Annotated in this window: 10 protein-coding genes and 1 pseudogene; 8 read left to right on the top strand and 3 right to left on the bottom strand. The window is 62.3% G+C overall.

Going from position 1 to position 11,898, the window contains the following annotated elements; genetic code table 11:
- The first annotated feature begins 39 nt into the window (after positions 1-39).
- The 6 genes from ftsZ (at position 40) to ligA (ending at position 8,675) form a co-directional block, all read left to right on the top strand.
- Positions 40-1,758, top strand: a complete 1,719-nt coding sequence (gene ftsZ / locus ACD590_RS14125) for a cell division protein FtsZ (protein ID WP_105006763.1) — start codon at positions 40-42, stop codon at positions 1,756-1,758.
- Between the two features lie 261 nt (positions 1,759-2,019).
- Positions 2,020-2,976 carry a UDP-3-O-acyl-N-acetylglucosamine deacetylase gene (gene lpxC, locus ACD590_RS14120; protein WP_439002801.1) on the top strand — a complete coding sequence of 319 codons (957 nt, stop codon included), beginning with the start codon at positions 2,020-2,022 and terminating at the stop codon, positions 2,974-2,976.
- Positions 2,977-3,233: 257 nt separating this feature from the next.
- The gene (locus ACD590_RS14115) at positions 3,234-4,103 is read left to right on the top strand and encodes an outer membrane protein assembly factor BamD (RefSeq protein ID WP_018242851.1); all 870 of its coding nucleotides are present in this window, start codon (positions 3,234-3,236) and stop codon (positions 4,101-4,103) included.
- 5 nt (positions 4,104-4,108) lie between these two features.
- Entirely contained in the window at positions 4,109-5,782 is a 1,674-nt protein-coding gene (recN, locus tag ACD590_RS14110) for a DNA repair protein RecN (RefSeq protein WP_439002800.1), read from the top strand.
- A gap of 99 nt (positions 5,783-5,881) precedes the next feature.
- Positions 5,882-6,409 (top strand): DUF6886 family protein, encoded by a 528-nt coding sequence (locus ACD590_RS14105; protein WP_439002799.1) that lies wholly within the window; start codon positions 5,882-5,884, stop codon positions 6,407-6,409.
- A gap of 109 nt (positions 6,410-6,518) precedes the next feature.
- Complete coding sequence (gene ligA, locus ACD590_RS14100) at positions 6,519-8,675, top strand: NAD-dependent DNA ligase LigA (protein WP_439002798.1); 2,157 nt, start codon at positions 6,519-6,521, stop codon at positions 8,673-8,675.
- A gap of 31 nt (positions 8,676-8,706) precedes the next feature.
- On the opposite strand, the gene ACD590_RS14095 is transcribed toward ligA, so the two are convergent.
- Positions 8,707-9,243, bottom strand: a complete 537-nt coding sequence (locus ACD590_RS14095; RefSeq protein WP_439002797.1) for a GNAT family N-acetyltransferase — start codon at positions 9,241-9,243, stop codon at positions 8,707-8,709.
- A 283-nt stretch (positions 9,244-9,526) separates the two neighbouring features.
- On the opposite strand from ACD590_RS14095, the gene ACD590_RS14090 reads away from it, so the two are divergent.
- Entirely contained in the window at positions 9,527-10,117 is a 591-nt protein-coding gene (locus tag ACD590_RS14090; RefSeq protein ID WP_028732831.1) for a 3'-5' exonuclease, read from the top strand.
- 76 nt (positions 10,118-10,193) lie between these two features.
- Complete coding sequence (locus ACD590_RS14085; RefSeq protein WP_018446537.1) at positions 10,194-10,688, top strand: CreA family protein; 495 nt, start codon at positions 10,194-10,196, stop codon at positions 10,686-10,688.
- Between the two features lie 110 nt (positions 10,689-10,798).
- Here ACD590_RS14085 and ACD590_RS14080 read toward each other — a convergent pair whose 3' ends face one another.
- Positions 10,799-11,266 carry a chemotaxis protein CheW gene (locus ACD590_RS14080; protein ID WP_017965084.1) on the bottom strand — a complete coding sequence of 156 codons (468 nt, stop codon included), beginning with the start codon at positions 11,264-11,266 and terminating at the stop codon, positions 10,799-10,801.
- Between the two features lie 2 nt (positions 11,267-11,268).
- A pseudogene (locus tag ACD590_RS14075) lies at positions 11,269-11,646 on the bottom strand (methyl-accepting chemotaxis protein); the annotation flags it as partial.
- Positions 11,647-11,898: the final 252 nt, after the last annotated feature.

The following is an 11,898-nucleotide window of genomic DNA, read 5'->3' as shown; positions in this document are numbered from 1 at the left end:
GGCGTGGCGATGCGGCCAGAGAGAGAAGGAACAGGTACCATGACCATCAAGCTGCAAAAGCCTGACATCACAGAGCTGAAGCCGCGCATCACCGTGTTCGGCGTTGGCGGCGGTGGCGGCAATGCCGTCAACAACATGATCACCGCCGGCCTCCAGGGCGTCGACTTCGTCGTCGCCAACACGGATGCGCAGGCGCTGACGATGACGAAGGCTGAGCGCATCATCCAGCTCGGCGTCAACGTCACCGAAGGCCTCGGTGCCGGCTCGCAGCCGGAAGTCGGCCGCGCGGCCGCCGAGGAGTGCATCGACGAGATCGTCGATCACCTGAACGGCACGCATATGTGCTTCGTCACCGCCGGCATGGGCGGCGGCACCGGCACGGGCGCTGCGCCCGTTGTCGCGCAGGCGGCCCGCAACAAGGGCATCCTGACGGTCGGCGTCGTCACCAAGCCGTTCCATTTCGAAGGCGGGCGCCGCATGCGTCTGGCCGAGATGGGCATCCAGGAACTGCAGAAGTCTGTCGATACGCTGATCGTCATTCCGAACCAGAACCTCTTCCGCATTGCCAACGACAAGACGACCTTCGCCGATGCCTTCGCCATGGCCGACCAGGTTCTCTATTCGGGCGTTGCCTGCATCACCGACCTGATGGTTAAGGAAGGCCTGATCAACCTCGACTTCGCCGACGTCCGCTCGGTGATGCGCGAAATGGGCCGCGCGATGATGGGCACCGGCGAAGCCTCCGGCTCCGGCCGAGCGCTGCAGGCAGCAGAGGCTGCGATTGCCAACCCGCTGCTCGACGAAACCTCGATGAAGGGCGCCCAAGGGTTGCTGATCTCGATCACCGGCGGTCGCGACCTCACCCTCTTCGAAGTCGACGAAGCCGCGACCCGCATCCGCGAGGAAGTCGATCCTGACGCCAACATCATCCTCGGCGCCACCTTCGACGAATCGCTCGAAGGCATCATCCGTGTCTCGGTCGTCGCAACCGGCATCGACCGGGCGATGAACGAAGCCGCCGAGCGGAACCTCCAGCCGGCAGCAAGGCCCGCTATCCGTCCCTCCGCGGCTGTTGCTCCGGCAGCGGCCGCAGTTCAGCCTGCCCCTGTGATGCAGGCACCGAAGGCCATGGATCCGATCGCGCAGACCATCCGCGAAGCCGAGATGGAACGCGAGCTCGAAATTCCGGCCCCGCGTGCTGCCGCACCGCTGCAGCAGCCCGTAGTACAGCAGGAAACCTTCCGTCCGCAGAGCAAGATCTTCGCGCCTGCACCGGAAGCTCCGGCAATGCGTCCGGCCCCGGTGCAGCAGCAGGCTCCGGCGCCTGTCATGAGCCAGCCTGTCATAAGCCAGCCGGTTCAGCAGCAGCCGGTCCGGCAGGAGCCGACCATCCGCCAGGCGCCCGAACCGGTGCGCATGCCGAAGGTCGAGGATTTCCCGCCGGTCGTCCAGGCCGAACTCGACCACCGCACGCAGCCGGCTTCCGCGCATGCGGCGGAGGAGCGCGGTCCGATGGGCCTGCTCAAGCGAATCACCAATTCGCTTGGCCGCCGCGACGACGACGCCGTTGCCGCCGATATGACCGCCGCACCGCCGGCCGCTTCGCAGCAACGCCGTCCGCTGTCGCCTGAGGCAAGCCTCTACGCGCCGCGTCGCGGCAATCTCGACGACCAAGGCCGGGCAGTTCCGCAGGCCCGGATGATGCAGGAAGACGACCAGCTGGAAATCCCGGCATTCCTGCGTCGCCAGTCGAATTGAGTGCGTGCTTCGGCACCGTTCATGCCCGGGATCAAGGTCCCGGGCATTGCTGTTTTTCAGCCCGTGATTCGCGAGCAATTTCAATTGCGTGACTTCGTAACAAAGCGAAAGAAACAGTGATTTGGATTGGAGCGCCGGCGCACGTAAGTATGGTGCAAGGAAACTGCACTAGGAGACCTTTCGACAGGCTCCTTGTGCAGAATGAACGATGACCGTGCCGATCGGACAGACCGCCGGTACGGAAGAATAAAGGCAGAATTTATGGCAATTGGCTTGCTGGGTTTCCAAACGACGGTATCGCGTCCGGTGACGCTTTCGGGCATCGGGGTGCATTCGGGCGATAACGTCTCGATCACCCTGAACCCGGCCGAATCGGACACCGGCGTCATTTTCCAGCGCCTGCATGACAATGGCGACATCACCGAACTGAAGGCCGTCTCCTCGCAGGTCGGCAATACCGACCTCTGCACCGTGCTCGGCTTCTCTCCCGCCCATTCGGTCGCGACGATCGAGCATGTCATGGCCGCCGTCTATGCGCTCGGCCTCGACAATGTGGTGATCGAAGTGCAGGGCTCCGAAATGCCGATCATGGATGGCAGCTCGCTGCCCTTCGTCGAGGCGATCGAGCAGGTCGGTCTCGTCTCGCTCGGCGTCAAGCGCCGCTATATCCGTATCACCAAGCCGGTGCGGATCGAGCATGGCGGCTCCTGGAGCGAATTCCGCCCCTATGACGGTACGCGCTTCGAAGTCGAGATCGATTTCGACTGCCCGCTGATCGGCCGGCAGAAGTGGGCCGGTGACATGACCGCCGCCGTCTTCAAGGCCGAGCTTTCCCGCGCCCGCACCTTCGGGTTCATGCGCGATGTCGAGCGCCTCTGGGCGTCGGGCCATGCGCTCGGCTCCTCGCTTGAAAATTCCGTCGTCATCTCGGACGACAACACCGTCATCAACGTCGAAGGGCTGCGTTACGCCAAGGATGAATTCGTCCGCCACAAGACGCTCGATGCCGTCGGCGATCTGTCGCTTGCCGGTGTCCAGTTCATCGGTTGCTACCGTTCCTATCGCGGCGGTCACAAGATGAATGCCAATGCGCTGAAGGCGCTGCTCGCCGATCCCTCCGCCTACGAGGTTGTGGAGACGTCGACGCCGCGCCAGCGTGTCGCTGCCCGCGAACTGATTGCAGTCAGCGCTTCGGAATTCGCTCCCTGGTCGGCATGACCTCCAGCATATTCTCAAGACCAGGCCGCCTCTTTCCCGGAGGCGGTTTTTTTATGTCCGGCCATGTCTGCGGCAATAGACCGATGCTTGGCCGCCACAGGTCGGGAAGAAGTTGAAAAGCCGATCATTCTGCGGCTGCTGCCACAAAAATGCGTTAATGCCTTATCATTGCGTTGCTCTTGATGCACATTTGTGGCTAGAAACGCCAGCGAGGCGTGGCTGCCGTGGAGAGAGCGGCAGCAGTGGGGTTCTTTCGAATGGGTTATGCAGGATCTGAAGGTATGATGAAGACAGCGCGCGCTTTGTTCGCATCGCTTCTGGTGCTCAGCGCAGGCGCCTCGATCTCCGGTTGCCAGTCGGATCCCGACATCGACATCACCAAGCTCGGTCTCGAAACCGATCCGCCTGACGTGCTCTACACCCAGGGTCTTGCCAATATGAAGGCCGGCAACATGGCGGAAGCGGCGCGCAAGTTCGACGCGATCGACCGCGAGAACCCGTTCTCCGAATGGGCGCGCAAGGCGCTTGTGATGAGCACCTTCGTCAAATACCGCCAAGGCCGTTTGGACGACGCGCTTGCTTCGGGCAACCGCTACATGTCGCAATATCCGAAGTCCCAGGATGCTGCCTATGTGCAGTATCTCATCGGTCTCACCTATTCCAAGCAGATCGTCGACGTGACGCAGGACCAGCGCGCCTCGGCCAAGACGATCGAGGCGATGCAGGCCGTCATCGACAATTATCCGAACTCCGAATATGTCGACGATGCACAGGCCAAGATCCGCTTTGCGCGCGACCAGCTCGCCGGCAAGGAAATGCAGATCGGCCGCTACTACATGGAGCGGAAGGAATATCTCGCCGCGATCTCGCGCTTCCGCATCGTCGTCGAGAAATATCCGAATACGAACCAGATCGAAGAGGCCTTAGCGCGTCTCGTCGAAGCTTATTACTCCATGGGCATCGTCGACGAGGCGCAGACAGCCGCTGCCGTTCTCGGTCACAATTACCCCGATAGCCAGTGGTATGCTGATTCCTACAAGCTGCTGCAGAGCGGCGGTGCCGAGCCGCGTGAAAACAAGGGCTCGTGGATCGCAGCAGCGGGCAAGAAACTTCTTCTCGGTTCCTGAGGCCAATGCTGATCCAGCTTTCGATCCGCGATATCGTCCTGATCGAGCGGCTGGATCTTGCCTTCGAGACCGGCCTCTCCGTGCTGACGGGCGAGACCGGGGCGGGCAAATCCATCCTGCTCGACAGCCTGTCGTTGGCGCTCGGTGGGCGCGGCGACGGCGACCTGGTGCGCCATGGCGAGGATAAGGGCCAGGTGACGGCGGTGTTCGACGTAGGCATGGAACACGGCGCCCGCATACTCCTGCGTGAAAATGGCATCGACGACGAGGGCGACCTGATTTTCCGCCGCCAGCAATCGGCGGACGGGCGCACCAAAGCCTATGTCAACGACCAGCCGGTCAGCGTGCAGCTGATGCGCCAGGCCGGGCAGATGCTGGTCGAAATCCATGGACAGCACGACGATCGCGCCCTTGTCGACACCAATGCCCACCGCACCCTGCTCGATGCCTTCGCCGGCCTCACCGACGAGGTTTCAGAGGTCTCCAGGCTCTATCGGCTGTGGCGCGACAGCGAGCGGACGCTGAAGAAGCACCGGGAGAAGGTGGAAAGCGCGGCGCGCGAAGCCGACTACCTGCGCTCGTCGGTCGAGGAACTCGAGAAGCTCTCGCCGCAGGATGGCGAGGAGGAAGAGCTCGCCGATCGCCGGCAGAAGATGATGAAGGCGGAGCGAATCGCCGGCGATATCGCCGAGGCGTCCGAATTCCTGAACGGCAATGCCTCGCCGGTGCCCCATATCGCCTCGCTGGTGCGCCGGCTGGAGCGTAAGAGCCATGAGGCGCCGGGACTGCTCGATGACACCGTGATGCTGCTCGATGCCGCGCTCGATCAGCTTTCCAACGCGCAGATGGAAGTCGAGGCGGCACTCCGCAAGACCGAATACGATCCGAGAGAGCTGGAGCGGGTGGAGGAGCGGCTTTTCGCGCTCAGGGCCGCCTCGCGCAAATATTCCGTTCCCGTCACCGAACTGCCGGCGCTTGCCGTGCGCATGATCGCCGATCTTGCCGATCTCGACGCGGGCGAGGAGCGGCTTGCGCGGCTCGAAGCCGAGGTTGGCCTCGCGCGGGAAAATTACGATGCAGCGGCGCGTTCACTGTCCGACAAGCGCCATCATGCCGGCACCGCACTGGCTGCGGCTGTCATGGCCGAGCTGCCGGCGCTGAAGCTCGAACGGGCCCGTTTCATGGTCGAGATCAGCACGGATGCGGGGGAGGCGGCGGCCGAAGGCATCGACGTCGTCGAGTTCCATGTCCAGACCAATCCCGGCACGCGGCCGGGCTCGATCATGAAAGTCGCTTCGGGCGGCGAACTCTCGCGTTTCCTGCTGGCGCTGAAGGTGGCGCTCGCCGATCGCGGATCGGCCCCGACGCTGGTCTTCGACGAAATTGATACCGGCGTCGGTGGTGCGGTGGCCGATGCGATCGGCCAGCGGCTGAAGCGGCTGTCGGAGCGGGTGCAGGTGCTGTCGGTTACGCATGCGCCGCAGGTCGCGGCACGGGCTGCGACGCATCTCTTAATCTCCAAGGGGCCGGTGGCCGACGGTTCGGAAAAGATCGCCACCCGCGTCGCGACGATGGCGCAGAAGGACCGTACCGAGGAGATCGCCCGTATGCTGGCCGGGGCTTCGGTGACCGAAGAGGCGAGGGCGGCGGCCAAGCGGCTGCTTGCCGGCAACGGCTGATTTTTCTTCCGACGTTCTTTCTGCCCGGGCCGGCGGGATGACAATCACCGCGCATAGCGATATGCGCTGAAGCTTCCGGATCGGCGGCGAGCTCAAGCCATGCGACTTTTCCATTTCAGCGACGATCCCGGTATCGTAGCGTTCGAACCGCGCCCGGTTCGCATTCCCTCCGCCCGCGCGCCCGGCCGGGAATGGCTGAACGGTCCGCTCGTCTGGGCGATCGATGCCGATCATGACTTTATGTATCTCCTTCCGCGTGACTGCCCCCGCATCCTGATATGGGCGAAACCCGAGACGCTGGAGACGGAGCGGCGGCACTGGCTCGGCGACTGGCGCGCCGTCGCCTACGCCGAGCGTCATTGGCTGGAAAGGCTCGAAGCGGAGACGATCCACCGTTATGAGCTGCCGACTGAGGGCTTCGAGAATCTGGATGATGCGGGCATGTGGGTGGCCCGCAGACGCGTTGTTCCCACCGAGCGCGCCGCCATCTCGCGGCTCGACCGGGAGTTTGCGCCGCGCGGCGTGGAGCTCAGGGTGGTCGATAGCTTGCAGCCGTTGAAGAGCCTCCGGAACACCGGCCTGCATGTCAGCGGCATCCGGCTGCGCAATGCCAGGGATTGGGAATAGGCCGGGCAACCGACCTTCCTTTCGCAGGATATGTGGTCTCCCTTTTCATCCAGAAATTTTGCTCTAAAACAATCCAGATTTCTGACCAGATTCTCTGGAGTGATGTTCCATGTCCACCGAAGGTTCCGCCGTCGACACGTTGACGATCGAAGAGGCTGCCGCCGAGCTCGAACGGCTGGCAAAGGAGATCGCACATCACGATGCGCTCTATCACGGCAAGGACCGGCCGGAGATTTCGGATGCCGATTACGACGCGCTGAAGCGCCGCAATGATGCGCTCGAGGCGCGCTTTCCCGAGTTGATCCGCGAAGACAGCCCATCGCGGCATGTCGGTGCAGCGCCCTCCGTCACCTTCTCGCCCGTCATCCACGCGCGGCCGATGCTGTCGCTCGACAACACTTTCTCGCAGGAGGACGTGCAGGATTTCGTCGCCGGCGTCTATCGCTTCCTCGGCCGGCTGCCCGACCAGTCGATCGCCTTTACCGCCGAGCCGAAGATCGACGGTCTCTCAATGTCGATCCGTTACGAGAACGGCAGGCTGGTGACGGCTGCAACGCGTGGCGACGGCACGACGGGGGAGAACGTCACTGCCAACATCCGGACCATCGCCGAGATCCCCAACGAGCTGCCGAAGGGCGTGCCCGCGGTCGTGGAGATCCGCGGTGAAGTCTATATGGCCAAGAGCGATTTCCTGGCGCTGAACCGGCAGATGGAGGCGGAGGGCAAGCAGACCTATGTCAATCCGCGCAACACCGCGGCCGGATCGTTGCGCCAACTCGACGCCAAGGTGACGGCGAGCCGCAAGCTGAAATTCTTCGCTTATGCCTGGGGCGAGATGTCGGAGATGCCCGCCGACACACAGTTCAGTATGGTTCAGACCTTCAAGGACTGGGGTTTTCCGGTCAATCCGCTGATGAAGCGGTTGAACTCGGTCGCCGACATCCTGGCGCATTATGACGAGATCGGCCTCGAGCGCCCCGATCTCGACTACGATATCGACGGCGTCGTTTATAAGGTCGACAGTCTCGAGCTGCAGGCTCGTCTCGGCTTCCGCTCGCGTTCGCCGCGCTGGGCGACGGCGCACAAGTTTCCGGCGGAGCAGGCCTTCACCGAGGTCGAGAAGGTCGAGATCCAAGTCGGCCGCACCGGGGCGTTGACGCCGGTGGCGCGGCTGAAGCCGATCACGGTTGGCGGCGTCGTCGTCACCAATGCGACGCTGCACAACGAGGATTACATCAAGGGTATCGGCAATAGCGGCGAGCGCATCCGACCGGAGGAACACGATATCCGCGAAGGCGATACCGTCATCGTCCAGCGCGCCGGCGACGTCATTCCGCAGATCCTCGATGTGGTGATGGAAAAACGCGCGGCCGACGCCCGGCCATATGAATTCCCGAAGACATGCCCGGTCTGCGGTTCGCATGCCGTGCGCGAGGTCAACGAGAAGACCGGCAAGATGGATTCGGTGCGCCGCTGCACCGGTGGCTTCATCTGCCGGGCGCAGGCGACGGAGCATTTGAAGCACTTCGTTTCGCGCAACGCTTTCGATATTGAAGGGCTCGGTTCGAAGCAGATCGACTTCTTCTTCGAAAACGAGGACGCGTCGCTGCAGATCCGCACCGCGTCCGATATCTTCACGCTGGAGAAGCGTCAGCAGCAATCGCTGACCAAGCTGGAGAATATTGACGGTTTCGGCAAGGTCAGCGTCGGCAAGCTCTATGCGGCGATCAACGAACGGCGCAGCATTGCGCTCCACCGCTTCATCTACGCGCTCGGCATCCGTCATGTCGGCGAGACCACGGCGAAGCTGCTGGCGCGCTCCTATGGCACCTATGCCGCCTTTGAGACGGCGATGAGGGAGGCCGAGACGCTTGCCGGCGACGCATGGAACGATCTCAACGCCATCGAGGGCATCGGCGAGGTCGTGGCACGGGCTATCGTCGAATTCTACAAGGAGCCGCGCAATGTCGAGGTGATCACCCGGCTTATCGAGGAGGTGACGCCCGAGGAGGCCGAGCAGCCGGTGACGGCGGGCAGCCCGGTCGCCGGCAAGACCGTGGTTTTCACCGGCTCGCTGGAAAAGTTTACCCGCGACGAGGCGAAGGCGAGGGCGGAAAGCCTCGGCGCCAAGGTGGCGGGATCGGTCTCCAAGAAGACCGACATCGTCGTCGCCGGCCCAGGTGCTGGCTCCAAGCTCGACAAGGCACGCGAGCTTGGCGTGCAGACGATGGACGAGGACGAATGGCTGGCACTGATCAGCGGGTGAGGGGCTGACGGCAAGCCGCCAGCCCGTTTGCTCATTGCCTGAGCCGCGCCATCGTATAGGCGTCGACATACTCCCCTGATCGAAAGCCGAAAGCCCTTAGCAGGCCTTCCTGTTCGAAGCCGAATTTCCGGTAGAGGCCGATGGCGAGATCGTTGTCGGTAAAGACGGTCAGTTCCAGCCGTTTGATATCGAACCAGTCGTCGGCGGCGTCGACCATCGCGCCGAGCAGGATCCGTCCGAAGCCGCGGCCGGTGAAATCGTCATGCACGCCCATGCCGATACTGGCGACGTGCTGCCGACGGCCGGAGAGGCGGTTGAGGCCGCCATTGCCGACGATCTTGCCATTTTGGGTGACGACGAGGTTGAGCGCGCCTGGCGACGGGTTTTCCATGTGCTTGCGAACCTCCTCGACCCGCTGGTAGGGCGGCCTCAAGGTGCCGGCCCTGTAGCCCGGCAGATTTATGAGATCCGTGATCTCCTCCGCATCGGACAGGCGGACGGCGCGCACCAGGACGCCATCCGGCAGGCGCGCTCGGCCGCGAGGTTCATTCTCTTCGTTTTCGGACATTCATGCTCTCCATCGGTGTCAGGAGGAGAGCCGGTTTCCGAAAACCCTGCTCGCCTCGGCAGGGTTTCGGGATGATGATCGGATCGCTGCTAACGCGCCATCGCTCCCGCGTACCCTTCAAGGGTCGTGGTGTGATGGATAAGCGCTGCCATAGTCACGGAACCGATCATGGCGGCAAGTTTCGATATGCGGGTTAAAAAGTCAACCATGCGTCGTGTCGAATTTGCGCGGCCGGAAGCGGGGCGGTATTCCTGTGCCTGAAGAAACGATTCGGGTTGCTGATTTGAAGACCATCGCGATTGACTTCGAGACGGCGAACGAACAGCGCGGCAGCGCCTGTTCCGTCGGCCTTGCCTGGATCGAGGAGGGCAGGGTGACGCGCGTCGAAGAGCGACTGATCCGACCGCGGGAGATGCGCTTTTCCGGGATGAACATCGCAATCCATGGCATCCGGCCGGAGCATGTCGAGGACGCGCCCGAGTTTCCCGAGGTGATGGACGAGTTCGAGGAGGATTTTCGCGGCGCGACGATGATCGCGCACAATGCTTCCTTCGATTTCAGCGTCTGGCGGGCGAGCCTCGATCTCTACCGGCAATCCTATCCGGAGCTTACCTATCTCTGCAGCCTGAAGATGGCCCAACGAATCTGGCCGCATTTCCTCTCGCACCGTTTGAACCTGATCGCCGAGCATCTCGGCCTGCGTTTCGTGCACCACAACGCTGCCGAGGATGCTGTGGTCTGCGCGGCCGCGGCGATCGAGATGGCGAAAGCCGTCAAGGCCAACGCCGTTCACGCCATACCGGCGCTGATCGGCATGAGGCCCGGCCGGCTGACGGCGCGGGCCTACGAGCCCTGTACCTGCCGGAAAGGCTGATCCCTTCCACGAGCCCCATTTCTTGCAAAGCATGGGTGCATGCTTATCTAAAATGCGGATTATTCAGGGAGCCGCCATGTCCAGACTGCGCAATCTTCTCCTCGCCGCCTTTTCCTTCTCCGTCCTTTCCGCAGGCGCTGCCTCAGCCGAAGTCGTCGGCAAGGTCGGGGTCGACTGGATCGGCAACGACATCATTGTCGAGGCGGTCTCCGACCCTGAGGTCAAGGGCATCACCTGTCACGTCACCTATTTCGATCGCAGCTTGATCGACCGGTTCAAGAACGGCAACTGGTTCGAGGACCCGTCCAATAATTCCATCGCCTGCCGGCAGACCGGGCCGATCGAGATCGGTAGTATCGATCTGTCCAAGGATGGCAGCGAGGTGTTCCGCCAGGGCATGTCGCTGATCTGGAAGACGCTGGTCGTCAACCGCATCTACGATAAGACGAACGACACGCTGATCTATCTCGCCCATTCGCGCGAACTGACCGACGGCTCGGCGAAGATGTCGATCTCGACCATTCCGCTCTATGGGCAGAACGTTGTCTGGAAGAATGGGAAGCCGCAATAGGGCTTCTGCGGTGAGATTTTTGGAAAGAGCGCTGCTTCCCTTTTTCTCTCATTGCAAAATCAAATAGGCCCGGACGAGCCGGGCCTTCGAATTCCAGATATGGATAGCCCTCAGGCGGCCTGCGTCAGTTCGTCGGCAATGACCGTGTCGAGATTCAAGAAGCAGACCATGGTCTTTTCGAGCGCGACGATGCCGCGGCAGAAGGCGCGCTGGGCTTCCGGGATGATTTCCGGCGGCGGCTGCAGATCTTCGCTCTTGATGGTCATCATGTCGGAAACCTGCTCGACCAGCAGACCGACCAGCTTGCCCGCAATGTCGGTGACGATGATCGCCGAGCGCTCGGAGGGCTCGGTCATCTTCATACCGAGGCGGCAGGCCATGTCGATGACGGGGATCACCGCACCGCGCAGGTTGATGAGACCCAGCACATAGGGCGGGGTGTGCGGCATCGGCGTCACCGGCGCCCAGCCGCGGATTTCGCGGATGGCCATGATGTCGATGCAGAACTCCTGATCGCCCAGGTGGAACGAAACGATTTCGAGATAAGCGCCCGACTGCTTGATGGCGTTGTTGTTCATGGTCAGAATTCTTCCCAGTTGTCCCCGACGGGAGAAGCGATGACTTTGGCGGCAGTGCCGCCGTTGAATGCGACCGCGATTTTACCGATCAGGCTGCGCGCGGGTGATTGTCTCGAATGCGAGGCGGCAGGTCCCTCTCGCGGCGTTTGCCGGGCGCTCATGCCCTCGCCAGTCTTGAACTGCATGACCAGTTGCATCAGGTTTGCCGCGTCGATGGCGAGCCTATGGCCTACCGCGTTCGTCTGCGTGACCTGATCCATCTGGCTGATGGATGTATTGATTTCGTTCAGTCCCACGGATTGTTCGCGCGCAGAGGTTACGATTGATTTAACATGTTCATGGATGCGCAAAACATCTTCGCCGATCTGGCGAAGCGCTTCGTACCAGCCGGCGCCGATCATTGTTCCGAAACCTGGAAACGCCGCGCCGTCGAGCGTCGAAAGCCGCTGGCTGGCCGACAGGCTCTTGCGCGCCGCTGAGTTGGTCACGAAATACCCCTTCCGAAAACCGCTCGGATTCGTGTTTGTCTTCCCTCATGCGGAGTCCGGGGTTTTCGCCACGCGGCAGACATCATGTCAGAACGGCAGAAGAGCGCCGCACGCGATTGCTAATATAGATACAACGGCTTAAGC

Origin of the sequence: Rhizobium sp. 862_C5_N1_2 (assembly GCF_051811205.1) — a bacterium.
Taxonomy (GTDB): domain Bacteria; phylum Pseudomonadota; class Alphaproteobacteria; order Rhizobiales; family Rhizobiaceae; genus Rhizobium; species Rhizobium leguminosarum.
This window is presented reverse-complemented; position numbering and strand designations above follow the sequence as displayed.